Genomic DNA, 25,278 nt, shown 5'->3' on the forward strand with positions numbered 1-25,278 from the left:
AGAAAATGTGACTAACAATTGACGAGATACCTTGTATCTCTTTAATTCGCTTGGCTTTTGTTCAGTTTTCAAAGAACCTGTATCGCTCTGACAGCGACTTGATAAGTGTAACATCTTTGTAATTTGATGTCAACGACTTTTTTCGTTGTTATTCAGCTTTATTCGCTTCGTAACGACAAGAAATAATATAACATTTCTATTTAGCTTTGACAATAGTTTTTCTAAAATAATTTTTCTTTTTTTATCAAAACAATAATCAGCACATATCCACCAGCGTAAATAAAGCTGCGCTAACGCAACTAATAAGCATGAAAAGAGTATCCATAGATTCTGGAGCAGCACTTATTCGACTAATTTGACCATTACCCAAAGCACTCGCTATTTCAATAGTACTTTAGATCACATTAAATAAAAAATCTCATACCCAAGTAAATAAGTATCCATTTATTATTATTATTATTATTATTATTATGCGTAAACACAAGAGCCAGCCATCTCACTCTACAACTCAAGTGAAATTCCAAACGCCTGTTCACTTACTATATGACTCTCCACAAAGTATTACGAAGTTTCAATTCAACTCTTCACAGATAGCCCTTTATAAAAACATTTAACTTTTCATCCTAAATGTTTTTCTTCTATATAAAAATGAATCATCATCCCGCAAACGGAACTAGAACGTATACCACCACCAACAAATATGAAAGTCTTGTTTGGCTCTTTAACTTGTGGAACTTCATTCAATTTGCTTTTGTTATTTTCATTTTTGAAGAATGGTATTGGATAGCTTTTGTGAACATGAGAATTAGCAATAAGCCAGCGGAAGAAAACATGCGGAGACTCCAACTAACTTCAAGGCACATCCTATCGCCCCTAAGTACACTTTCATATAAAATAAAAACCGCCTCCCTTTATAAAAAGAGAAGCAGTTTATCAGTTCATTCTATTTTCTACTATTTAAGGAAAATGAAATACAATAAGAAAACCACAAACAATCCATACATAATCGGGTGAACTTCCTTACCCTTACCTTTAAAAATCATCGTAATTGGGTAGAAAATAAAACCCATCGCAATACCTGTTGCAATACTATACGTTAATGGCATACCTAAAACAACAAAGAATGCAGGAATTGCAACTTCTAAACGATTCCAATCAATTTGCTTAAGAGCAGAAGCCATCATAACCCCTACTAAAATCAAAGCAGGTCCAGTAACAGCCGGTGTTACGACCGTCAAAAGTGGAGAGAAAAATAAAGCAACGATGAAAAATAAAGCTGTTATAACAGATGTAAAACCTGTACGTCCACCTGCACCTACACCCGAAGCTGATTCAACATAAGAAGTTGTCGTTGACGTACCTAAAATAGCCCCAATTGGCGTCGCCGTCGAGTCAGCAAGTAAAGCACGCCCTGCACGTGGCAACTTATTATCCTTTATAAAACCAGCTTGGTTCGCTACACCATATAAGGTACCTGCTGTATCAAAGAAATCTACAAATAAGAAAGTTAAAATAACAATTAATAATTGCAAAGTAAAAACATCAGACCATTCAATATTAAACAGTTGACCAAAAGTTGGCTCCAAGCTCGGGATAGGAGCAACAATGGCATCAGGTGTATTAATAATACCAAAAATCATACCGACAATTGCAGTAACAATCATTCCAAAGAAAATTCCACCTTTTAAACCAATCACTAAAAAAACAACCGTAATAACTAAACCAAAAATAGTAAGTAAAGCCATAGGTTCAGCTAAATTACCGAAAGTAACAATTGTTGCTTCATCAGATTGAATTAAACCTGTATTCTGTAAACCAATAAAGGCAATAAAAAGACCGATACCCGCACCTGCTGCATATTTCATCTCCGCAGGAATTGCATTAATAATCGTTTCACGGATATTACTAATAGAAAGAATCATAAATAAGATACCAGAACAAAATACTCCAAATAAAGCAACTTGCCAAGGGATACCCATTCCAATGACAACTGAGAACGTGAAGAATGCATTTAGCCCCATACCTGGTGCTAAGGCGATTGGATAATTAGCAAGTATACCCATTAATAGAGTCGCTAATGCTGCCGATAAAGCTGTAGCAACAAACACGGCTTCTGCATCCATTCCAGCAATAGCAAGCATTTCTGGATTCACAAACAAAATATAAGCCATAGCTAAAAATGTCGTCATCCCCGCTACTGATTCTGTACGTAAATCGGTATTATTCTCCTTAAACTTAAAGAACTTTGCGATACGTTCCAACATATTTCCTCCTCATCATCATGACACATGCACCGCTCGGACTTTTCAAGAAAATATAAAAAGCTCCGAGCAAGAATCTACCCGAAGCTACGAATTTCGACAATTTTCATGCATGCACATACAAAATGGAAATAAAAAGTCACCTTATTGTATTCACATATATAAAGACTGGTAAAATCGTAGTCAAGCTATTTACGGTAGCTCGGTAGAGACTTGCAGACCTTATCCCTGCAGTTATACGATATGATGCTTTCTAATTAAAACTTTTATATATTAGAAGTTTATCAATCAGTCTTATTTCTGTCAACGAAAAATCCGAACATTTTTTAAATAGACGTAAAGGATCGTTCGTTTACTCCCACTCAATTATCGGTGGGCTACCTAGAACCCTTGGCATCATTGCTTTCAAGTGAATTTCTTCTGCTTATGGTAGGGTTTTGGAAGGGAATCAATTCCATCTTCATGTGTTAATCTTCATTATAATCATATAAGTTTTCTTAGTGAAATTGAACTTAATATTCCCTGCCCATTTTTTCAGCAAGTACTTTTAGCTTAACGTCAAATGAAAGAATCTTTGTAAACAGACTGGTTTCTATTCTTCCACGTAAGACTTCATCAACCACTATATTTTGATTTCCATATTCACCTTTCAAAAGACCTAGGAAACGTTTGATGATAAACCCCCTATAGTATTGTAGAATCTGATTAATCGCTTTTGTGTCAACATCTACAGCCTTTACAATCAGTGAAAATGAAATTCTAGGATATTGCGTTTTCAATCTTCAAATCCCTCCATAAACTTTTTTATTAAGGCTAGTCCACTTTTTCTGTTTCGATAGACGGTAGAACGGTTCTGCAATTTCTGAATCACTCATATCCATGAAATAATACATCAGTATAATCAAACTGATGTTCAATTTTTGTTTGAAAAGAAGATGGTTTCATTTTTCTGACCCCCTTTCTTGTCATGAAAGGCAGTGAGCCTTGCTCGTTTATCTCCCTTCACAATTACCCTCAATCCGAAAGGGGGATTTGTTGCATTTCTGGTAAAAAAACACATAAGCAGACTCTTTCATCTGTTTATGTGTTTTACTAAATCGTTCTATATGTATAGAAAAACTATATCTATGGATATCTTATCCGAAGTGAGAAAAAAATCTTTTTTTGATAGGTTTCAAAAAGCAAATATTGTTGTCTAACAATATATTGCAGACGACTACCTCCTAGAAGCCGCCATTTCGTAAAAAATGTGTTTAAACCTTCCCCGTAGATTTCCGTATAAAAAGAGAAACGACGGTAATTTAAACCGTCGTCTGAGAAATAATATATATACCTTGAGTGTACGAAAATCGTACTACCAGATAATGGTTTTTTTTACTAACCTCATTACTTTTTCTTTGTGTTATTTAAGCAATTTACTATTTTTATAATTTTTCACATTAGTTACTAGCATAATAAGTCCAGCTACCAATCCACTAGCTCCTAGAACACCTTTTCCTAATGTAACTCCTATTAAACCCACACATAAAATACCTGTTCCTATGGAAGTTCCAATCACTGAACCTATGCGTGTGGCTTTGGATGGACGAGTTAATTTCTTTGCGGTTTCCCATGATTTACCAACATTATCTTTTGAAATCTCTTTTGATAAGTTCACCATTTTTTCATTATAATTTTTCATAATATAATTCTCCATTCAATTATAATATTCCATTTTTATTAACAATGGCACTAATTATCGCACAGATTCCAAGTACAATTGTTAGCCAACCCCATTTTCTATTTTGGGGTTTGTTTCTCGTAACAAATAAAACAATTACACCTGTTATAATTAATATTGTTGCAACAATGATAGCTATAAGAACGGCAGTTGGAGTAAATGCCATTATTCTACCTCCATTTCATCAACTTTATTTGACAATTCAGTCATAATAAATACTGTTACAATAATACCGATACCACAAATAAATAAACCTGATAAGACATGATTAGTACTAATAACAGCGTTACCATAGGTAGCACTTAGGATAAAAGCTGTTATCAGTGTTGTTGGAATAGATTTTTTGATAAATCCAATCCTCATAGATACAATTCCAATTCCACCAACAGCCAGAATAGCCATTGCCAGCATTTGAAGTGTAGAGATAACGATTTCTTTTGACATAACATCCTGTAGAACAATAGGCGAAATAGATTCCGTTATGCTAAATACAATGTATGGTATTGAAGTACAAATGAGCATAGATATGGAGGTAAACATAACCACTAAAAGCAACTTTGCCAACAATATTTTCCTTCGACTGATAGGGTATGAAAAAAGCAATGCGACTCTTTTGCCTTTATATTCGCTTATTATTAAACGGGAATATATAACAGCTGACATAATACTAAATATAATCAGGCTGATCGTTCCTGTAAAACGAAAAATATTTGTGTAATTATGAAATTGAATTTCGTACGCTCCACTCTCGACTTGTGCTACATACGCTACAAAATATGTGAATACTAGTAATATAAGAAAGGTAATCAAACTTGCCATTACATAAGTACGAAAATTATTTCGTTTAAGCTCTAAGCTAATAAGTTTCAGCATATTTATTTCCTCCACTCATTACATGGAAGAAATAATCCTCCAGCCTTACATCATACTGTTTTTTTATTTTCGGTAAGGAAACCTCTAGTAAAACTGTTCCATTCACAAGAACGCCTATCATATCTGCAAGGTGTTCAATTTCACTTAGGATATGACTTGATAACAAGATGGTCATTCCATTATTTCTAGTCAGTTCAATGAACAAGTTTCGCATATCTCGTATCCCCATAGGATCAAGTCCATTTATTGGCTCGTCTAAAATCAATATTTGAGGTTTGTGAATAAATGCTCTTGCAATGCCCAATCGCTGTCTCATACCGAGTGAAAATTTCCCAACCGGTTTTTTATCCGTTCCATCTAATCCAACCATATCAAGTGCTTCGAACACTCCAAAACCTTTCGTATTCATATAAGCAAGGTGAATTTTTAAGTTATCAATCGCTGATAAATGCTCATAAAAAGTTGGAGCTTCAATTAAACTTCCAATCTCTTTTAGTATTTTTTTCCGTTCTTTTTTAACATCCATATCCATAATTTTAACTGTCCCATTTGTAGGAGAAAGCAAGCCAATAATGATTTTGAATATTGTTGTTTTACCAGAGCCATTTGCACCTAAAAAACCATAAATAGAACCATGCGGTACGTTCATATTACAGTCATTAATAATTAAAGTGTCAGCAAAAGATTTAGAAAGGTTACTTATTTTTATAGCCATGTTACTTTCCATAATGACTCTCCCATCTATTCATAAATCTTATCAATAACACTTTCAAGCAGTGTGTTAAATACTTCAAAATGGTCATATCCAATCGTTTCTTTATTTGTAACGACAGAAAGCAGGGCATTAAATATTCCCATTGCCTTTTGCTTATCCATCTTCAATTGGAGATTAGAGTTAAAAATGGTTTCTAAGATAAAATTGTCGTTGATAATTTGACTTTTTTCCTTCCATTCCACAGGAGCTCTATTTAAAAAAGTGATAAATTCAGAGCTGTTACGTTGTGAGAGGATATTTGTTTTATCATATTCAAGATATATTTGTTTGAGCATTATGCAAATATCTTCTTTAGATGGTGTTTTAGTAAACGTTTTTTCAATTAGATATATTAGTCTTTCTTGAATATTGTCCAGTACATTACAAAATAATAATTCCTTAGAATCAAAAAACAAATAAAAAGCTCCCTTAGAGATTCCAACTTTCGTACAAAGTTCACCAATATTTGTTTTCTTGTATCCATAGCTGGCCCAACTTTTTTCACATTCAATAATTAACTTGTCTTTTATGTTGTCTTTTTCCGTTTCAGAAAAACTCCTTACCACAGGTTATCCCTCCACCTCCACTAAACTTATGACCTAAAAAATTTTTTTAGTCATAAGTTTACTTTACTTTTGTTATTGTATTTTTGTCAATCAAAAGTTCAATTCTAAAGTATAAATTAAATTTTATCTTTTTATATTGCACATTAAAATGGAAAGTCCGCATACAAAAATTAAAATTTTGAATCGTATGTTAAGAAAAATAGGCATATATATAAAGGAGAGCACATAACAAGTATGTCTCTCCATCCACAATAACACCCAATAATTAGAAAATAGGTTAAAAATTACTCACTCTTCTTTATCTCAATATGAAACCAATAGTAGGAAACCTGATTACAAACTTTTGAAAAAATTATCAGATTTGTTTAACGTTTAAATAGACTATCTAATCACTGGAAGGGAATTTAGCCATTCACCTGATGAAATGTGGAAAGAAGGTTTAAATCCAAAAACACAAAATCTTTTTACGGAACTTCACGTTTCCTATCTGGCAACTCACGTCATGCCTCACTCAATAAGTCATTCTCAATACCAACTGATAATTTATTGAGTGTAAAGATTTGAAAGTCAGTTGGATGATTATCTGTTGTCGCAAACTGATTGAGGAGAAATCACCAACATCAGAAAAAAACAAAAACAATAAGAGACGAATGAACTTAAATTTCTCTAAAAAGAGCCGATAAATTGAGACATATTATCCTCAAAATTATCGGCTCTGCGTCTTAGCGTCTGGCTCTTTAACTATGGTAATTTTATATTTTTTTATATCAACTAAACTTTCTTGCTTACACTTTGGACAGTAAAGAGGAAAACTAATTAATATTGTATCTATATATACTTTAGTGCGTGTTTTTGAACGACAAATCGGGCAGTATATCCATTTGCTTTTTTCAATCATATAATCTTATCCTTTTTTATCCTATTTACATTCTCACATATAAAGCTGTATCATCGTTTAACAGTTTCTTATATACCTTCATTCGTTATCATTCAAATCAAAATTAATGCGATTAAGTAGGTCAACTGCTTCAAAAACAACGGTTGGATGTAGCATAGGTATCATGTGACCAATATCTGGTATGACTTGTAATTCAGAGTTCTTTAGTTCGTTATTTAATCTTTCACCTTGTTCAATAGTTCCAAATGAGTCCTCTTCACCAACTACAATTACAGTAGGTTTATCTATATCGGAATAAGTTGCACTTATTTCTTTAGAAGTTTTGGGAAATTCTAAGACATCCTCACGATTAGCTTTAAATTGGTTTGGTCTAAAACCTAATGCAATAGTTTCCTCTAAATATCCCACAGGTGCATTTTCAGGAAAAAAAGTTGAGCTTACAGTATTACTAGCTAAATTCTTACCTAAAGGTGTTTTCAACATTGTATTTAACAACACATCACCTACAATGGGAGTAGTCACTATTTTAGATAATGTATCCCCGTTTTCTGCTGGATAACCTTCTTTATACATAGCTGCTCCTAACAATATAATGCCTTCCACTTCGTCTGGAAATTGCTGTGTATAAGAAAGTGTCATTGTTCCGCTCCATGAATGTCCAACAATAATAATCGGTTCATCAATTCCTATTTCTTTTAAAGCATTTCTAATTAATGTTGCCTGAGAAATAGGTGTCACATTTCCTTCCGACCTTTCACTATAACCATAGCCAGGACGGTCAAATGCAATTCCCTGATAACCTTGAGAAGCTACTAAATGAAGTACATCCTTATAGTCATTTCCAGAAAGCATGGCCCCATGTAAGAAAACAATTGGCTGACCCTCTCCTTGTGTATAATAATGTAGCTTCACGCCATCAACAGTTATAAATTCGCCTTTTGGAGGGAACGCATTTTCTCCATTCTTCATTTCAATTATGTTATAAACATATAAACCTAAAAACAGTATCAAAATTACTATTAATCCAATAATCAATTTCTTTCCTCTTTTCAATTTTAATTTCATTTCTCCTTTTAATAAATCATTTACATACTATAAAATATTATAAAAACGTACTATTCAGTATGTTTATTGTAATAGAAATCCGTAATTAAATTACGGAGCTTTTATTGGTGCTATTCCATTCAAAAGAACTTTAGAAATTGTTTCAAATATAGGCTTTGTTTTAAAATGTGTCGAGTCAATAATGTATTCAATTAAAATCCCTTTCATTAATGCGTCAATCGTAACACTAATAGATTCAGGATTTAACTCATTAGTAATAAGACCTTTTTTCTGCATTTCACCCAAATAAATACCGACACCAGAAATAATTTTCCCATGAATCACTTGTAGCTTTTTATGAATTTCAGGTTCTCTACTTGATACAACAAACTCTAGAAAAAGTCTTGAAGAACCTTCATCAAGTTCAATAAAGTCAAATTGCGATTTAAGCCAATTTGTTAAGGCTATTTCTGGATTATCCGCAGTTAATATTCTATCTATTTGTGATGGAAGAACTTTAAGCTGTTGGGTTAAATTATGTTCTAAAATAGTCAGAAACAAATCCTGCTTACTAGAAAAGTGCCAATAAACTGCACCTTTCGTCATTCCAGCCTCATAGGCAACTTTGTCTAGCGATGAATTTACATAACCTTTAACAGAAAATACTCTTGTACCTGCTTCGATGATTAAAGTTCTCGTATCAGTAAAAACTTCTTTCATATTTGTTTGCTTTTCCTTTAGCCAAACCCTCATATTTTCCTTATTACCAAAATATCTTCTAACCGTTGTCCAATGAACATCAGCTGAGTCCGCAATTTCGGCAAAAGTAATTTGATCAAACTGCTTTGTTTCAAGTAATTTTTCTGCAACTTGAAAGACTCTATCACGAACTGACAAATAAATACCTCCGATTCTTTAACATTAACCACATTGTTACATATACATACCTTGTAGTATGTTCATATAATACTAAATAAATGTTTGAAATGTCAATTATTTTTTCTATTTACTCTAACTACACTTCTCTCCATACAAAATTAACCTAATCGGTAAAAATCCAGATTAACATCTATGTATATTCAACATTTAATCTTGAGCATTATAGCCCGCTGTTTATACAGAAAGTCATTCCCTGCCAAAATCCAACGCAAAAACAAAATTCCCTGCCAATATTTTTCCTTGGCAGGGCTTTTGTCAGGGAACTATCTTATTTTTAGCTTATTTTGTCCATTTTAGCTTCGGGCAAATGCTGTTAAAAGGTATTCCCACTTCAAATTAAGTTGTAGTCTTATTCCCACTCGATCGTTGCTGGCGGCTTCGATGTAACATCATAAACAACGCGGTTTACATGCTTAACCTCATTAACAATTCGAGTTGAAATTAATTCAAGAACATCCCATGGAATCCGAGCCCAGTCAGAAGTCATACCATCAATTGATGTAACCGCACGAATGCCTACTGTGTAATCGTACGTTCTACCATCACCCATAACCCCTACACTTCTCATGTTCGGTAAAGCTGTGAAATACTGCCAAATTTCACGATCTAGGCCAGCTTTTTTAATTTCTTCGCGTAAAATCGCATCAGATTCTCTAACTATTTCTAGCTTCTCTTCTGTAATTTCTCCTAATACGCGAATTCCAAGACCTGGACCAGGAAAAGGTTGGCGCCAAACAATCTCATCTGGAATACCTAACTCCGAGCCTAACGCTCGAACTTCATCCTTAAATAAGGCACTTAACGGTTCGATTAACTTAAACTTCATATCTTCAGGAAGCCCACCAACATTATGATGCGATTTAATCGTTTGAGCCGTATCTGTACCACTTTCAATAATATCTGTGTAAAGTGTCCCTTGAGCTAAGAAATCCATATCCGTTAACTGGTTTGTCTCTTCCTCAAACACATAAATGAACTCATTACCGATAATTTTACGCTTCTCTTCTGGATCAGATACACCTTTTAACTTGTCCATAAAGCGTTCTTTCGCGTCTACTTTGATTACCTTCATGTTAAATCCTTCACTAAAGGTTTTCATAACGCCTTCCGCTTCATCTTTTCGTAATAAGCCATGATCGATAAACATACATGTTAACTGATCGCCAATCGCCTTATGCAATAGAACAGCAACAACAGATGAATCAACACCACCACTTAAAGCACATAATACATTTTTATTACCAACAAGCTCTCTTACTTTTTCAATTTCAAGATCGATAAAGTTTTCCATCGACCATTCGCCTTCACATTGACAAACTTCATAAACGAAATTCTTTAATAACTCATTCCCAAATTGAGAATGTCTTACTTCAGGATGGAACTGCACACCATAAAATTTCTTCTCTTCATTACTCATAGCCGCAACTGGGCATGAAGGGTTAGATGCATCTACAACAAAGCCAGCCGGCGGTGCTAAAATTAAGTCACCATGACTCATCCAAACAGATTGCTCAATCGGTAAACCTTTAAAGATTTCTGATTGATTTTCTACATTAATGTTTGCTTTTCCATATTCACGGTGATCAGCAGCATCTACTTTCCCACCAAAATGCTGTGTCATAAGTTGCATACCATAACAAATTCCTAGAATTGGAATACCTAAATCAAAAATCGCAGGGTCGCAATGCGGGGCACCTTCAGCATATGCACTGTTAGGTCCTCCAGAGAAAATAATCCCCTTTACATTCATCCCTTTTAATTCTTCCGCCGTAATTTTATACGAGTGCAACTCACTGTATACACCTAAATCACGAATACGACGCGTAATTAATTGATTGTATTGCCCACCAAAATCGAGTACAACAACGATTTCTTGATTTAATTCATTCATCCTGTTCCCACCTTTTCTCAATTAAAAATCTCGCTCAAAATTGCTGTCTACTTCAAAAAGACATAAAGCTTGCATAGAACTCTCCAACATTCCACCCTACTTAAGGAATTAATGATACGGTATAGCCTTTCACAAAAGTAAATAGTTTATCACACGCCAAGCGAATCAGTAACATCTTTCGTTTAGCACACGCTCGACATCTCACTTTCTGGAACGTCACGCAAAAGAAAAAACTAGAATTTACCAATTATCTCCGAACAAACGAAAAAAAGGCAGAATTCTAGCATGATCTATTCTGCCTTCATAGTCAGACTTTTTACGGTAGCCCGGTAGATACTCTTAGGCCTTATTCCTAAGGATATACGAAGGTTTTTACTCTATACACTTTTTTTTAAGCTTGGCTACATTTTAACAACAGGAAAAACACTGGTCAAGCGGTGATTTTTTGAACAACCTCAACCCAACGTTGTTTTTGATTTTTCCAACAATCCCGATCAACAATTCCCCCATATAAAATACGCTCATAATCTTCCGTTAAAATCGTCATTCTTTTTTGTCCAACTTCCGCATCTATGCGCTCGGCGTACTCTCTTAACGTTTCTCCTTCATACCGCTCATAACCGTGCCATTTTAAATACCAAAGCAGATTTACATAAGCATCCGCAAAAACTTGTTCATCTTCTCTACGAGTGTATCTCCATATAATGAAGCGCTTCATTATTTTTTTACGGTAAAGAATAGCGACTAATAGAAAAATCGTTAATACAATCAACACCGGAATTAAATTAATACTAATTCCTGTGCCACCTGTACCAGACGCATTTTCCTCTTCATCGACTGGCTCACCCTCTTCCAGCATTTCTTCATCTGGCTCTTCCATATCTGGTGTCTCCATGTCAGGCGCTTCATCCGGATCCATAACATCATCAAATTCAGGCTGGTCAGACGCAAAAGGAAATGAGTGTGTATACCCTTTTGTAGGCTCAAATGGCACCCAGCCAACCCCTTCAAAATACACTTCTACCCATGAATGGGCATTGCCATTGGTCACTTCATACGTGTGAATGCCCCCTTCTGAGCCAATAATATTCCCATTGGTAAACCCCTTTACCCATCTAGCCGGAATATCATTTGCCCTTAACAAGACAACCATCGAAGTCGAGAAATTATCACAATACCCTCGCTGCGTATCAAAAAGGAATTGATCGACGTAGTCTTGCCCTTCTTGTGGTACAGGAACATTTTCTGTTTCGTATTCAAAATCCGGCCCAGACAAATAACGCTCTATAGCTTTAGCTTGGTCATATACATTCGTTTCATCGGCGATTAATTCAGCCGCAAGCTCCCTCACTCGGTCTGGCAGCTCATCTGGTAGCTGCAAATAATAATCATAAATGTCGCCATTAGTTATGGAATCAACCGTTATTTCACGTAATTCATCCAAATTATACGTCGGATATGCGTACGTCAGCCCATAATAATCTAAGGTGACATCATTATAGTCCGTGTCATACACACTCACCTTTGTCGTAAAAGCATCTAATCCCCAGTCGTATATCGCCCCTTCGCCATTTTCAAAGCTAGAGCCATTGAGGATGTTTTGGTCAAGCTCTAAGAATTCCCCCGGGTAAAAAATGTGAGGGAACACCGCTTTTTCTTCATCCACAAATGAAACTATCGCTGTTAAAATTTCATCCTCTTCCTCATAATCACTAAATTCATTCCAGGTCCCTTGCTGTGGTGTTGTCGTTTCCCAACCATGACCCGTATAATAATCCTTCGTTTCTCCTCGCCAGTAATGACCTCTTGTTGTTTCAGCTTGAAAAAGCGGCGTAGTATCTTGAATAAATCCACCGCCAAGCCTTTCATCATTAGTCCCATAACCAATTCTCTGTACAGAACCACCAGAGCCAGAAAGACCTAATACCTGGCGTATACCTGGCATCGGATCCTCCCAAACCGCTTCATTTTTGGGCATACTAATTGCAAAAGCACTTGCCAAAATAAGTATGGTCGCCATCATGATACCTAAGCGAACCGGTACACTTTTAGAAACCTCATTTAGGCTTTCCTTCTCTATCATTCTATAAACAGCAGAAAGCCCAACTAATAGAAAACCAACAATAAAAACGCGAATAATTGCATAATTCGCCTCATACAAGGTAAACGTATCAATGACCGCCACATAAACAATCGTGAATATAAAAAAGAATAAAGTCCTTCTTACAAAGACCGTCCAATAAAAAAGTAAATAACTTAATATCGCTAGTAAAAGGAAAAATAAAAAGCTCCGAAAAATATCCGTCAAATCTTGAAATTGGCCACTTAATAAATACGATATATTTTGGGATAAGTCTGCAAATAACGCCAACACCCAATCAATCGATAAAAATGACCCTTCAAAAAACATGATCTTTAAACTAAAAGCGATTAAACCGAACTTAATTAACGCAGATATAAATATGGGTAATTGCATAAAAGTAAGGATAAAAAATACCGCTGTTACCAGCACAAATAAAAATATATAACCAGTATCAGTTACTTGTGGTAATGGTAAAATCCACTCAATTAACAGCAAAAAACTCAAAACGTATAAGAGGAAGTCCCGACCAAACTCCAGCTTCTTGTTCTTAAACATGCTCGTCCTCCTCTATTTACTTCCCGATAAATAAAAATAATTAGTTTTAATACCAACTCTATCAAGTTCGTGAATCAATCTCTGTTCTCTTTCTGTTTTATGAACAAGACAAACCTCAATTCCAATCCGCCTCTGCTTCAACTTTGTCAGGGCTTGTACCGTTTCCTTTGTTAATTCCGCACATACAAAATATACGGTTGACTCTAGCCATCGATCATAGATTTTATCAATACTTAACGGTTGTTCTAACCCTTTAACTTCAGAGAAAATCTCTAATCCTTTGTATAAATGATTAGCTGAGATCTCCTTAACGACCCAATCTTCTAATCTAACAGAGAGCGTGACAGAGCTCTGTGACGCTAAAAAAGTAACCAAAATCGAGGCTGCTAATTCAATCGACTTCTCAAACACTTTCTCATCATTAGCATATACATAGGGATCATAAACAATCACAACACCTTCACCGCGGAATGATTCAAATTCCTTCGTCATTAACTCCATCGACCGTGCCGACTGCTTCCAGTCAATACTTGTTAATTTGTCACCAGGTATGTAATGACGGACAGTCGAAAGATTTCGTTCCTCACCAAGTTCTTTTGTCTTTATTTTGCCCTCAATCGACTCTGTTTGCTTACTATGAGGTAAATGCTGAATACGTTGATACCTCGGGTAGACATGAACCATTGTTTGACATGCGATCACTCTTTTTTTCTCAAAAAAACCAAATAAATCACCGAAATACAATTCTACGTACTCAAATTCAAATTGCCCTCTTTTTACTTCATGAATTGTATAACTGTAGGTAAATTCCTTCTGAAAGGTAAAGAAAAAGAAAGCACCTGATTGATTAACATCACCTAAATGATCGACTACACGATCACGTACCCTCATATAAAAAAAGGGCATATAGGATTTCTTCCTAATATGTATGTCAACCTGTATGTGGTCACCCGCTTTAACGACGTCAGGTTGAATAATGCGTGAAACCTCAAATCCTTTGAAAGGCATTATAAAGAAAAGGAGCGTTATACCAATTACTGTAATGACACTATAAAATAAAAACCACGCTACAAACTGCCCCTGAAACATCGCATAGGCAAACACACTAATCACTGTAACGATTAACAAAATTATTTTTAGCGTTGATTGAAGCGCTTTAGGTACTTTTACTTTTTTCACGATGATAACGCCCTTGATTTAACAACTGGCACTTCTGTTCTTTTTAAAATGTCTTTTAAAATATGAGAAATCGTAATATTCGCCAATTTGGCATCAGTCGTTAAGAGGATTCGATGACTCAATACATTCATTGCGAGATGTTTGACATCATCAGGAATCACAAAACTTCTCCCTTGAATAAGAGCATACGCTTGTGCTGCTTTCATTAACGCAATTGTCCCACGTGGACTTACACCGAGATCCACAGAACGGTGTGCTCTCGTGGCGTGGGTTAAACGTACGATATACGATTTAACCTGGACATCAACCCGAACACGATTCACTTCTTCTTGAAGCGCTAGGATTTGTTCAGTTGTTAAAACAGGAGCAATACCATCATCCATCATACCTTCTTCAATCCGACTTAACATTTCAAGCTCTTCATTGATACTCGGATACCCAATTTGAAGTTTGATTAAAAATCGATCTAACTGTGCCTCTGGTAAAGGAAATGTCCCCGCATATTCGACCGGGTTTTGTGTAGCCATCACAAAAAAAGGTTTGCTTAAATGACGAGTTTCCCCATCAATCGTTATACTCGCTTCTTCTAACGATTCAAGTAAAGCTGATTGTGTTTTAGGTGAGGTTCGATTGATTTCATCAGCCAAAACAATATTTGCCATAATCGGTCCTGGTCTAAAAGTGAACGATTGCGACTGTTGATTATATATCGATACACCCGTTACATCTGACGGTAACAAATCTGGCGTAAATTGAATTCTTTTAAACTCTGCACCAATAGACTGTGCCATCGATTTCACGAGTAATGTTTTTCCGACTCCTGGAACGTCCTCTAATAAAACATGGCCATCTGCCAATAAAGCCGTCAGGCAGAGCTCGATTTCTTTTCGTTTCCCAACTACCGTTCTTTCTATATTTTCGATAATTTGATTAATTTGTTTTGCAGCAGTCATCTGTGCCCCCGTTTCTCTTTGTTATACATACAAAGTTAAATCATTGTCAGTGTTTTATTTATTTGAGAAAAGAGAAATAGTTTATGATCATACTTTAGGAAATGTGTACTAATATGATCTGAAAAAAATCCCCAATCATCCTCGTCTACATTCATCATCATTCCATTCTCCTACTTTCTTCTCTAGTTCTATTCTACAAAAAACGATGAAAACCTACCATATTTTCATTTTTTTTCATTTATCGACTTTTGTTAACTTATATTCAGTTTTTTTGGGGAAGTTAGAGCTGGTACACGTGCGTTCACCTATTCATTTACTCGTTCATTTGCTTCAGCATTTACGGAGGTCTCTTTATTGATACCTCGGTAAATTCTGAAGAAGTGAGGCATAGTAAGCACACGAAAATGGTCGAACATGTCACTTACTGAGCGGAGGAGCCTTAGTAAGTGCACAGTAAACACCTCTGTGCAGATACACACTCTTCCTCCTTCCATATCTGCACATAAACCGCCTCTTTGTACAGATACACACTCTTCCTCCTTCCATATCTGCACATAAACCGCCTTTTTGTACAGATAACAGCCCTTTCTCCTTCCATATCTGCACATAAACCGCCTCTTTGTACAGATAACAACCCTTCCTCCTTCCGTATCTGCACATAAACCGCCTCTTTGTACAGATAACAGCCCTTCCTCCTTCCGTATCTGCACATAAACCGCCTCTTCGTACAGATACCAGCCCTTCCTCCTTCCGTATTTGCACATAAACCGCCTCTTTGTACAGATACCAGCCCTTTCTCCTTCCGTATCTGCACATAAACCGCCTCTTTGTACAGATACCAACCCTTTCTCCTTCCGTATCTGCACATAAACCGCCTCTTTGTACAGATACCAGCCCTTTCTCCTTCCATATCTGCACATAAACCGCCTCTTTGTACAGATACCAGCCCTTTCTCCTTCCGTATCTGCACATAAACCGCCTCTTCGTGCACCCACCAATCTCTCGTCTCATTTCGCCCCTCCCCCCGAAAACAAAACAAAAAAACTTGTTAGCCCCTCCCAAAAGGTGACACTAACAAGTTTTTCACATTTCATTTTTTATACAGCTTTTGTTTCTTCTTTAACCTGCTGCTGTAGTTGATACATTTTGGCATAATGACCGTTTCGCTCCATTAATTCATGATGTGTACCCTTCTCCGTAATATGCCCTTTATCTAAAACTAAAATCTGATCGGCATTTTTGATTGTGGATAATCGATGAGCAATAATAAAGGTCGTTCTACCTGTTTTTAAAGTGTCCATCGCTTGCTGAATAATGGTTTCTGTTTCTGTATCAATATTCGATGTGGCTTCATCCAACACAAGAATAGCAGGATTTACAACTAATGCACGAGCAAAGCTAATTAACTGTCGCTCACCACTAGAAAGTGTACTTCCTTTCTCCTTCACCTCTTCATCAAGAATGTTATCCATTCTTGAGAAAACGTCATATCCGCCAACAAGACGAAGCGCTTCCTCTACTTGCTCCCGACTTATGTCACTTCTGCCTAAGGTAATATTCGTTGCAATCGTTCCTGTGAATAAGTAAGGCTCTTGCAAGACGATTCCCATATGCTCACGGAGTGTCTGACGAGGAATGTCTTGAATGTTTTTACCATCCAGACGAATTTCACCCTTTTGACAATCATAAAAGCGGAATAATAAATTCATAATAGAACTTTTACCTGAACCCGTATGTCCAACTAATGCAATCGTCTCACCAGGCTTCGCTTCAAAAGATAAATCCTTTAATACGTACTCATCCTCTTTATAGCAAAAGCTCACCTTATCAAAAACAACCGAGCCTTTGGGACGTTCCATTTTTTCCTCTGAAACATCAATTCCTTTTTCATCCATTAATTCAAAAACACGTTCACCAGCAACACGAGCCTGCTCTAAATTAGCTAATTGGTTAACAATCCGGTTAATCGGTTCGAATAAGCGATTCATGTAATCAACAAATGCATAAAGGACACCAACAGAAAGCATCGCCCCTACACCTGTTTGTGCTCCACCTAAAAACCAAATTAACGCAACCAAGATCAAGTTTCTGAGTACACCTGTTAAATTATGAGATGTCATCGAGTTAAGCCTTAACATTTTATTTTGTGCTTGAAAGTGCTGATCATTTAATAACGCAAACTTCTCTTCTCGCTGAGGCTCTTTTCTAAAGGCTTGAATGACTTCCATGCCTTGAATCGACTCATTTAAAGAAGCATTAATTTCACTATTTTTCGACCTAATTTCATGATTATATTTAGACGCAAACTTACGGTACAACTTTACCCATACATATAAAATCGGAATGAGTATAAGTGCACCAATTGCTAATCTCATGTCCAACAAAAATAGAGCTGTATAAATACCAATCATATAAATGACACTCGAGAAGAAGTTCGCGAGTACAGCCACATATAACTCACGTACCGCCTCTGTATCATTTGTTACTCGAGCCACAACCTTCCCTGCTGGTAGGTTGTCAAAAAATCGCACAGGTAAGCGAGATAAATGATCAAATACGTCCGTTCTTAACCTCTGAATAATTCGATTGGCTGCTTTCTGTAAGTAAAAGCGCTGCCCATATTGGAAGAACGAAGCAAAGAGAATTAACCCTAGATAAAATAATAACCAATAAACAACTGGCATCATTTCAGGCTGATAAAAACTTAATACCTCAGAAGCTGAAAGAGGTATCGCCGAAGCTGTATAGCTATTATCACCATGCGTAACTGTTAACTGACCATTTTCAAAGGTCTTCTCACCATCAAAAGGTAGAAGCTCATCTGTCACATAAAAATTTAATCCCACTTGCACAATTTGTAACGCATTCCCAGGTTCAACCCCATCCGGAATCCGAGATTCACGCATATACCAGCCACCTTGATATGGGACCGCATTCTCTTGTTCCCCCGTATCATACCACGGCTCTTCAATACCCATAATATGTTCATCAATGATGGTTTTAGCGATAAATGGACCTGTTAATTCTGCTGCCACGCTGACAGATAATAAAATCAACGCAAATATAATCGTCTTTTTGCTCGTTAATGCGTATTGATATAAACGTTTTCCTACTGTCATGCTAAAGCACCTCCTTCAGGTGCAAGCGTCTGCCTATCGACCTGTTGTTTGTACCAGCCATTCCCTTGAACAAGCTCTTGATGTGTACCGCTCTCAATGACTTTCCCTTCATCAAGAACCAGAATTAAATCGGCATGTTCAATGGCGGACATACGATGTGTCGTAATAATCGTCGTTTTCCCTTTTCTCTCTTCTTGAATATTACCAACAATCAAGGCTTCTGTTTTTGCATCAACAGCCGATAATGAATCATCCAAAATTAATATTTCCGGATCAGCAATCAAAGCTCGTGCAATGGAGATCCGTTGCTTCTGTCCTCCAGATAGGGCCACGCCTTTTTCACCAACCATCGTTTCAAGTCCATCAGGTAAAAAAGCCAAATCCTGTTGAAAAGCCGAAGTCCTAATCGCTTTCTCAAGCTCAGCCGAAGTTGCTTCTTCCTTACCTACCCTAATATTCGCTTCCACACTTTGTGAAAAGAGAATGTGCTCCTGTGGAACGTAACCAATCCAAGTCCGAACTTGCTCCTTCGTTTGTTCCTCAATCGGCACATCCCCCACATAAATATGGCCATCACCTTGCGGGTAAAACTTGAGTAACTGCTTCACAAAAGTCGTTTTTCCACTTCCTGTCCGCCCAACAATGCCAATTGTTTCACCAGCTTTAGCCAATGCCGATACATCTTGAAGCTGTGCCTGCTTCGTTGATGGGTAACGAAATGTCACTTGTGAAAAATCGAGTTTACTAGGGTAAGGTTGAACCACTGGCTGGATCGGATCCGCTACATCTTCTTTTATCGCCAATGTTTGATTGACACGATCTAAGGAAGCACTTCCTCGTTGTAAAATGTTAATAAGTTCACCAATGGCAAACATAGGCCAAATCATCATCCCTAAATAAATGTTAAAGGTAACAAGCTGGCCGAGTGTAATCTGTTGTTGAAATACAAGAAATGCCCCATATCCAATTCCTATCACATAACTTAACCCAACTAAAATATTTACCGCCGGTTCAAATAAAGCATCGGTTTTGGCAACCTGTAGATTCTTCCTATAAACATCTTCACTCATATCTCCAAACTTCTGTTCATCCAATCGCTCTTTACGAAAAGCTCTAATGACACGCATCCCTGCTACAGATTCAAGCACACGGTCATTCAGTTTCCCAAAAGCATCTTGAGCGGCTGTAAATCGGGCGTGAATTTGTTTCCCTAAAATAGAAATAAAAATAGCCATAATCGGTAACGGTAAAATTGCGGCTAATGTGAGTTTCCAATCAACAAGCACACACATTGCTACAAGCACCGTTAACATAAAAATACTTGAATCCACTAAAGTTAATATTCCAAACCCAGCCGTCATAGAAATCGCTTTTAAATCATTTGTTCCCCTCGCCATTAAATCGCCTGTTCTTTGCTTCTCATAAAAAGGTGGATCCATTTTCAGTAAATGCTTCATAAAAGTCTTCCGTAGACTTCTTTCTAAAACGTAAGCACCTCCAAAAAGTCTCGACATCCATATATAAGTAAAACCATAACTAACAAACGTTACGACAATAAGAATCACAATTAATGTCCAAAAAACCGTACCCGTTAACTGACCCATTTGGAAATAGTCAATGGCCCGCCCAATTAAATTCGGTGGAATAATATCAAGAATACCGACTAATAAAAGCAAACCAAGTGCCAACGTATACCTTTTCCATTCTTCTTTAAAAAACCATGCTAATTGTTTAAAAATTCTAAACACACACTCACTCCCTTTTCTACTAACTAACCGCCTTCTAGTTCCCCAATTGAAATAACTTGTGCTCGTGGTATATTCTTCATCTTCCTTTCTCCTCCCTAATTCCATGTCAAAACATGATTTTCCGTGATCAAATACTAATGATTGAAACGCAAAAAAAGCATACCGCGTCATGGCGATATGCTTTGTATCCACAAGGCAAACTCACTTGAATTGACGACAATAATCATGCCGCCCTTATATCGTTTACAAGTCAGGAGTTCTTCCAGAGGACGGCTGCTTATTTAATTGACCATACCGAGCGCTTTTGATCACAAATACTTGATTATGCATAACACCGTACCTCCTTTTCCTCAAAATTAGTTTCATCACATTCACCATATTAGACGATGTTTCCAAGAAATGCAAGTCATTTTTTGATAATTCTAAAATCAAAGCTTGTTTTATCATTTACTTAGAGAGACTATTCCTCAGGTGAATGCCCAATCTCATCGGTTTCCTTCACTCTTTATGGTTGTCACCCATAAAATGAGTATACAAGAAACCATATGTTTCTTACCCAATGTTTAAAGGTGGTGTTCATTCATGGGATATTATGGTGGTGGATTTAACTATGGTTGTTGCCCTCCTCCTCCCCCGCCTTGTTATGGTGGTGGATATGGCGGCGGCTACGGTGGTGGTGGCTTTGGAATTGCTATCATTGTCGTATTATTCATCTTCTTCTTCATCTTCGGTGGTTGGGGATGGGGAGGCGGCTACGGTCCAGGAGGCCCTGGCGGCGGATATAAATAGACCCTGCACGGAAGAAAACCATCCTTATTGTTTAATAATAAGGATGGTTTTTCACGATCGGTAATTAATGAAATAGAAGAAATAATAGCCTTTTATAAAATCAAATACTTTTTTCAAACCGATTCGCCTTCATAAATAAATGCAACTCTCGATTTTCTTCTAACAGCGGATAAAATCGTAGTGGCCCTTCATAAATTTGAAGTAGATACGGGGACTTCGGAAAATGGCTCGGCTGCATAAAGTTAGGTGCGAACTGAGCAACAGGAATTTCCCCTTCATTTAAAATTGTGGCTACAAACTGGGAACAAAAGAAAGCATTTTTTCTTTTTAGATTATACTGAAACATTAAAGCAATCATTCCTAAAATATTGTAGCGATACATTTCTCGCTGAATGGAAATCTGCTCGACCTTACGCTTCATTTTTTCGTAGTCGCTTTCACTCACTTGAAGACAATATACTTCACAATGGGCTCGCTGAAATATATAAGAATGCATATCTTCCTTCACGAATCCACCAGACAACGGATTGTGCGGACGCTTTCTGCCAAAGCTGTAACACTCAGTTAATTCTTCATTAAATGAGATCGAGACATGATTTAATTTTTCTTTTGTATACATACGGATTGCTTTCGCAAACAACGTTCCTGTATCTGATAATAAGATGTATATGTTTTTTGTCTTCATATCATCAATCCTTACTCCTCATAGAAAGGCTTAATTGACTTCTATATATTTAATCACTATGGTCTACTTTATTATGTATGAGATACTTGATTCATAGAATGAGCTAGAGAGTGATTATGTATCCGTCTTTAGACTGAGCGGACAGTCCATCTTCTTGTTCGCTTCATTATAACCTTTTTTTTACAAAATAAGAATATATATTTTGTATGAAAGTTAGTGCGAACATAGAACGTTACTCGTCGCTACCGAAAATCATGCTGTGGGGTGGCGCTGAGCTAATCGGCTACGCCGCTGGAGCTCAGCTCTGCCACTACGTCCCACGGGAGTCTCCGCATGACTCGCCCGCTGGGTTACTGTAAATTCTCAAGTCCAAAAAACAATCGAACACTATTCTTTTAAAAAGAAAAAGAACAAAGGCAAATTGAACGAAAAGCCACCAGTTAAAGAGCCAGACACCACTTTCATCTTTGTTGGTGGCGTACACACGCATCTTACCTTTTTCTACAAATACTCGCTTTCAAATCGAGCCAAAGAGGCTTTGGAAAAATAGTGCTGATGTCAACTATCAACTCTAACACTTTTTCTCTCATTAGTTTTTGTGATAATTTTTATGACTTATGCTATGCTCCTAGATCCTACTTTCTATTAATAGACGCCTGTAAATCGACTTTCCCTACAGTTCTTTATTAATAATACGAGATAACTTTCTATTTTGTTTCAAAATTAGCAAAAAACTTCTATTTTGACATGGATAGGAATGTCAAAATAGAAGTTTGATTGTTTCACATTATTATAAATACCTTTTTCTTTTACTAGACGAAGGTATCCGTAATTCGTCACGATACTTAGCAACCGCACGGCGGGAGATGTCAATTTGATATTGCTTTTGTAAAGCGACTACTATTCTTTGATCGGATAAAGGCTTTTCTTTATTTTCATTATCAATAAGTTGCTTCATTAAATCTTTAATAGACGCAGTGGAGTTCCCTTCTTCCACACTCTCAGAACGTATCCCCACCGAAAAAAACGCTTTCAATTCCATCAAACCTCGAGGCGATTGCAAATACTTATTATTTGTGACGCGACTGACCGTAGATTCGTGAATATCTAACTCGTCAGCGACATCTTTCAAAATCAAAGGCTTTAACGGCTTCTGGTTAAAGATATAATCTGCCTGATAGTTGACAATAACTTCTGTGACTCTCCTTAACGTGGATTGCCTTTTTTTAATACTAGTCATAAGCCACATTACTTCATCATATTTGGCCCTAACATAACGATTCGTTTCTTCATTTAACTGTTCCGAGTTCAATTGAGTATAATGCTCATTCACTTTTATCCTCGGCAATCGCTCCATATGAACCTGGATCGTAATGGCCCCCGTCTCTCGGTCAATAAAAGTACTAACGTCTGGTGCAACATATTTGGTAAGTGTAGATTGATAGTTAATACCTGGCCGCGGTTGCAACGTTTGAATATCATCATAGACACGTTGAACATCAACTAAAGAAATTTCACATTCTTTTGCAATTTGTTTCCATTTTTTATTTGCGAGCGACTCTAAATGGAAAGTAATTATTTTTTCTGTTAGTGGTGAACGATTTTTCCTGCCCCTAAGTTGAATGAGTAAACATTCCTGTAAATTTCTTGCACCAACGCCAAGCGGATCGAGTTTTTGAACAATGGCTAGTGTTTCTTCAGCCTCTGTTTCTGATATCCCTAAATCATAGGATAGCTCAGATAACGGAAAAGCTAAATATCCATCATCATTTAAATGCTGAATGATAAACGCGACTCTTCCAAACTCTTGCTCTGATAAAGCAAGTAATCTCGTTTGCTCTAGCAAAAACGGCTGTAACTCATTCGTTTCATCCGAAACTTGCTCTAACCATGAACTCTCTTCCTCGCGTTCATAACTTCGTGCATTCATTTGAAAGTCATAACGTTCTACTTCATCATGTTTGATTATCTCTTTTTCCTTAGGTTGCTCCAGCTCTAATAAAGGATTCTCTAACGCCTGCTCTTCTACATGGGCAATCAATTCTTGGGTTGATAATTGAAGCAAGGATATGGCATGACGTAGTTCTGTTGTCATATATAGTTCTGTCTTTTGCTTTTGCACTAAACTAAAATCAAGCATCCTCGTTCACCCCTTACAACAAATTTACTTTTTCGAGAATAGTCCCCTTACTGCAAACATCACATTTTGCGGACGTTCAGCTAGCCTTCTCATAAAATACCCGTACCAATCTTTACCGAATGGTACATAAACACGCATCGTATAGCCCTCATCAGCAATACTTTTTTGTAGTTCCGTTCTCATTCCATATAACATCTGAAATTCAAATCTAGATATCGGGATATTATTATCTGCAGCGAATTGCTTTACTTGATCAATTATATGATGGTCATGAGTCGCGATTGCTGTATATTTCCCCTGTACAAGATGTTTTTTTATAATAGTAAGATAATTCTCGTCAACTTTTTCCTTATCTTGGTAAGCGACTTTGGCTGATTCCTTATATGCACCTTTAACTAATCTTAAGCTAAATTGACTCATTTCGTCTACATCCTTTTCTGCCCGATGTAAATAAGCTTGAATGACCGTACCGATATCCTCATAATCTTTTCTTAATTCAGCTAGTATATTTAATGTCTTTTGACAACGAGAATAATCTTCCATATCAATACGAATGAAAATCTGATGCTTTTTCGCGGTACGAACGATTTTTTTCATATTGTCTAGGCAAAACTGTTCATCAATATCTAACCCAAGCTGAGTAAGTTTGACTGACATATGCGAAGAAACACCAGATTGTGAAATCGCTTCAAGCGTTTGACATGCCATTTCCGTAGACTCCTCTGCCTCTTCCTTTGTTTTTACATACTCACCCAAGTGATCAACTGTACAAACAAGACCTTGACTATTGAGCTTTTTTAACGCCTGTAGCATTTCATCTATTTTTACTCCAGCCACTACTTGTGAGGCACCGAATTTAAGACCCCACTTCTTTGCCCCACTACTAATAAGACGATTATGCGATAAAAATAAAAAGAAATTACGAGAAACTTTGTCAATGACCATCATGATCCCTCCGCTTAACACTTCAAATTTATGTTTATAAATGCTATTTGCAAAAAACGCGCCAAAAAATCAACTGTTAACATCCATCCACACATAATTGATTCAGACTAAGACACTCAATCGCCGCATGATATTC

At 36.6% G+C, this 25,278-nt stretch carries 22 protein-coding genes, 1 pseudogene and 2 riboswitches; of the genes and pseudogenes, 2 read left to right on the forward strand and 21 right to left on the reverse strand.

Annotated features, from left to right (window positions below; genetic code table 11):
- Positions 1-953: 953 nt before the first annotated feature.
- From PQ479_RS20885 to PQ479_RS20920, 8 genes and pseudogenes are all read right to left on the reverse strand, one after another.
- Positions 954-2,252: an NCS2 family permease gene (locus tag PQ479_RS20885; RefSeq protein WP_047990717.1), complete on the reverse strand. Its 1,299-nt coding sequence runs from the start codon at positions 2,250-2,252 to the stop codon at positions 954-956.
- A gap of 169 nt (positions 2,253-2,421) precedes the next feature.
- Positions 2,422-2,523: riboswitch (purine riboswitch) on the reverse strand.
- A gap of 250 nt (positions 2,524-2,773) precedes the next feature.
- Entirely contained in the window at positions 2,774-3,040 is a 267-nt protein-coding gene (locus PQ479_RS20890; protein WP_047990705.1) for a helix-turn-helix domain-containing protein, read from the reverse strand.
- Positions 3,037-3,163 (reverse strand): annotated as a pseudogene (locus PQ479_RS20895) (sigma-70 family RNA polymerase sigma factor); the annotation flags it as partial. The pseudogene PQ479_RS20895 and the gene PQ479_RS20890, both read right to left, overlap by 4 nt.
- Before the next feature lie 500 nt (positions 3,164-3,663).
- Positions 3,664-3,942: a hypothetical protein gene (locus PQ479_RS20900; protein WP_047990704.1), complete on the reverse strand. Its 279-nt coding sequence runs from the start codon at positions 3,940-3,942 to the stop codon at positions 3,664-3,666.
- A 19-nt stretch (positions 3,943-3,961) separates the two neighbouring features.
- Complete coding sequence (locus PQ479_RS20905; RefSeq protein WP_047990703.1) at positions 3,962-4,147, reverse strand: DUF308 domain-containing protein; 186 nt, start codon at positions 4,145-4,147, stop codon at positions 3,962-3,964.
- The gene (locus tag PQ479_RS20910) at positions 4,147-4,854 is read right to left on the reverse strand and encodes an ABC transporter permease (protein ID WP_047990702.1); all 708 of its coding nucleotides are present in this window, start codon (positions 4,852-4,854) and stop codon (positions 4,147-4,149) included. The genes PQ479_RS20905 and PQ479_RS20910 overlap by 1 nt, the downstream gene beginning before the upstream one ends.
- Positions 4,838-5,581, reverse strand: a complete 744-nt coding sequence (locus PQ479_RS20915) for an ABC transporter ATP-binding protein (protein ID WP_047990701.1) — start codon at positions 5,579-5,581, stop codon at positions 4,838-4,840. Before PQ479_RS20915 ends, PQ479_RS20910 begins: the two co-directional genes overlap by 17 nt.
- 14 nt (positions 5,582-5,595) lie before the next feature.
- Positions 5,596-6,174, reverse strand: a complete 579-nt coding sequence (locus tag PQ479_RS20920) for a TetR/AcrR family transcriptional regulator (RefSeq protein ID WP_047990700.1) — start codon at positions 6,172-6,174, stop codon at positions 5,596-5,598.
- 283 nt (positions 6,175-6,457) lie between these two features.
- Here PQ479_RS20920 and PQ479_RS21970 point away from each other — a divergent pair, with 283 nt between their 5' ends.
- Entirely contained in the window at positions 6,458-6,550 is a 93-nt protein-coding gene (locus PQ479_RS21970) for a helix-turn-helix domain-containing protein (protein WP_083991370.1), read from the forward strand.
- A gap of 330 nt (positions 6,551-6,880) precedes the next feature.
- Here the strand turns inward: PQ479_RS21970 and PQ479_RS20930 are convergent, their stop codons facing one another.
- From PQ479_RS20930 to PQ479_RS20975, 10 genes are all read right to left on the reverse strand, one after another.
- The gene (locus PQ479_RS20930) at positions 6,881-7,072 is read right to left on the reverse strand and encodes a cysteine-rich KTR domain-containing protein (RefSeq protein ID WP_083991368.1); all 192 of its coding nucleotides are present in this window, start codon (positions 7,070-7,072) and stop codon (positions 6,881-6,883) included.
- Between the two features lie 78 nt (positions 7,073-7,150).
- A complete protein-coding gene (locus PQ479_RS20935) occupies positions 7,151-8,137 on the reverse strand; it encodes an alpha/beta fold hydrolase (RefSeq protein ID WP_047990699.1) in 987 nt (328 codons plus the stop codon).
- 90 nt (positions 8,138-8,227) lie between these two features.
- Positions 8,228-9,013 (reverse strand): TetR/AcrR family transcriptional regulator, encoded by a 786-nt coding sequence (locus tag PQ479_RS20940; RefSeq protein ID WP_047990698.1) that lies wholly within the window; start codon positions 9,011-9,013, stop codon positions 8,228-8,230.
- A 391-nt stretch (positions 9,014-9,404) separates the two neighbouring features.
- On the reverse strand, positions 9,405-10,946 hold the full coding sequence (guaA, locus tag PQ479_RS20945; protein WP_047990697.1) for a glutamine-hydrolyzing GMP synthase: 1,542 nt from the start codon (positions 10,944-10,946) through the stop codon (positions 9,405-9,407).
- 284 nt (positions 10,947-11,230) lie between these two features.
- A riboswitch (purine riboswitch) is annotated at positions 11,231-11,332 on the reverse strand.
- Between the two features lie 44 nt (positions 11,333-11,376).
- On the reverse strand, positions 11,377-13,584 hold the full coding sequence (locus PQ479_RS20950; RefSeq protein WP_047990696.1) for a transglutaminase TgpA family protein: 2,208 nt from the start codon (positions 13,582-13,584) through the stop codon (positions 11,377-11,379).
- A gap of 12 nt (positions 13,585-13,596) precedes the next feature.
- On the reverse strand, positions 13,597-14,763 hold the full coding sequence (locus PQ479_RS20955; protein WP_047990695.1) for a DUF58 domain-containing protein: 1,167 nt from the start codon (positions 14,761-14,763) through the stop codon (positions 13,597-13,599).
- The gene (locus tag PQ479_RS20960) at positions 14,760-15,716 is read right to left on the reverse strand and encodes an AAA family ATPase (protein WP_047990694.1); all 957 of its coding nucleotides are present in this window, start codon (positions 15,714-15,716) and stop codon (positions 14,760-14,762) included. The genes PQ479_RS20955 and PQ479_RS20960 overlap by 4 nt, the downstream gene beginning before the upstream one ends.
- A gap of 417 nt (positions 15,717-16,133) precedes the next feature.
- On the reverse strand, positions 16,134-16,727 hold the full coding sequence (locus PQ479_RS20965; RefSeq protein WP_273717196.1) for a hypothetical protein: 594 nt from the start codon (positions 16,725-16,727) through the stop codon (positions 16,134-16,136).
- 86 nt (positions 16,728-16,813) lie between these two features.
- Positions 16,814-18,835 (reverse strand): ABC transporter ATP-binding protein, encoded by a 2,022-nt coding sequence (locus tag PQ479_RS20970; protein ID WP_047990692.1) that lies wholly within the window; start codon positions 18,833-18,835, stop codon positions 16,814-16,816.
- Positions 18,832-20,583: an ABC transporter ATP-binding protein gene (locus tag PQ479_RS20975; RefSeq protein ID WP_047990716.1), complete on the reverse strand. Its 1,752-nt coding sequence runs from the start codon at positions 20,581-20,583 to the stop codon at positions 18,832-18,834. The genes PQ479_RS20970 and PQ479_RS20975 overlap by 4 nt, the downstream gene beginning before the upstream one ends.
- 559 nt (positions 20,584-21,142) lie before the next feature.
- Here PQ479_RS20975 and PQ479_RS20980 point away from each other — a divergent pair.
- Positions 21,143-21,436, forward strand: a complete 294-nt coding sequence (locus PQ479_RS20980) for a hypothetical protein (RefSeq protein ID WP_273717197.1) — start codon at positions 21,143-21,145, stop codon at positions 21,434-21,436.
- Positions 21,437-21,472: 36 nt separating this feature from the next.
- Here the strand turns inward: PQ479_RS20980 and PQ479_RS20985 are convergent, their stop codons facing one another.
- From PQ479_RS20985 to PQ479_RS20995, 3 genes are all read right to left on the reverse strand, one after another.
- Positions 21,473-22,057 (reverse strand): hypothetical protein, encoded by a 585-nt coding sequence (locus PQ479_RS20985; protein ID WP_047990690.1) that lies wholly within the window; start codon positions 22,055-22,057, stop codon positions 21,473-21,475.
- 790 nt (positions 22,058-22,847) lie between these two features.
- On the reverse strand, positions 22,848-24,197 hold the full coding sequence (gene rpoN, locus PQ479_RS20990) for an RNA polymerase factor sigma-54 (RefSeq protein ID WP_047990689.1): 1,350 nt from the start codon (positions 24,195-24,197) through the stop codon (positions 22,848-22,850).
- Between the two features lie 24 nt (positions 24,198-24,221).
- Positions 24,222-25,145: a proline dehydrogenase family protein gene (locus PQ479_RS20995; protein WP_047990688.1), complete on the reverse strand. Its 924-nt coding sequence runs from the start codon at positions 25,143-25,145 to the stop codon at positions 24,222-24,224.
- Positions 25,146-25,278 lie beyond the last annotated feature (133 nt).

Source organism: Alkalihalobacillus pseudalcaliphilus (assembly GCF_028610675.1).
Classification (GTDB): Bacteria; Bacillota; Bacilli; order Bacillales; family Bacillaceae_D; genus Alkalihalobacillus; species Alkalihalobacillus pseudalcaliphilus.

Coding starts and splice junctions, on each gene's coding strand:
- PQ479_RS20980 (WP_273717197.1), top strand. CDS start 21,143: ATGTTTAAAGGTGGTGTTCATTCATGGGATATTATGGTGGTGGATTTA.
- PQ479_RS20900 (WP_047990704.1), bottom strand. CDS start 3,942: ATGAAAAATTATAATGAAAAAATGGTGAACTTATCAAAAGAGATTTCA.
- PQ479_RS20930 (WP_083991368.1), bottom strand. CDS start 7,072: ATGATTGAAAAAAGCAAATGGATATACTGCCCGATTTGTCGTTCAAAA.
- guaA (WP_047990697.1), bottom strand. CDS start 10,946: ATGAATGAATTAAATCAAGAAATCGTTGTTGTACTCGATTTTGGTGGG.
- PQ479_RS20905 (WP_047990703.1), bottom strand. CDS start 4,147: ATGGCATTTACTCCAACTGCCGTTCTTATAGCTATCATTGTTGCAACA.
- PQ479_RS20915 (WP_047990701.1), bottom strand. CDS start 5,581: ATGGAAAGTAACATGGCTATAAAAATAAGTAACCTTTCTAAATCTTTT.
- PQ479_RS20995 (WP_047990688.1), bottom strand. CDS start 25,145: ATGATGGTCATTGACAAAGTTTCTCGTAATTTCTTTTTATTTTTATCG.
- PQ479_RS20970 (WP_047990692.1), bottom strand. CDS start 18,835: ATGACAGTAGGAAAACGTTTATATCAATACGCATTAACGAGCAAAAAG.
- PQ479_RS20910 (WP_047990702.1), bottom strand. CDS start 4,854: ATGCTGAAACTTATTAGCTTAGAGCTTAAACGAAATAATTTTCGTACT.
- rpoN (WP_047990689.1), bottom strand. CDS start 24,197: ATGCTTGATTTTAGTTTAGTGCAAAAGCAAAAGACAGAACTATATATG.
- PQ479_RS20985 (WP_047990690.1), bottom strand. CDS start 22,057: ATGAAGACAAAAAACATATACATCTTATTATCAGATACAGGAACGTTG.
- PQ479_RS20950 (WP_047990696.1), bottom strand. CDS start 13,584: ATGTTTAAGAACAAGAAGCTGGAGTTTGGTCGGGACTTCCTCTTATAC.
- PQ479_RS20965 (WP_273717196.1), bottom strand. CDS start 16,727: ATGAGACGAGAGATTGGTGGGTGCACGAAGAGGCGGTTTATGTGCAGA.
- PQ479_RS20960 (WP_047990694.1), bottom strand. CDS start 15,716: ATGACTGCTGCAAAACAAATTAATCAAATTATCGAAAATATAGAAAGA.
- PQ479_RS20935 (WP_047990699.1), bottom strand. CDS start 8,137: ATGAAATTAAAATTGAAAAGAGGAAAGAAATTGATTATTGGATTAATA.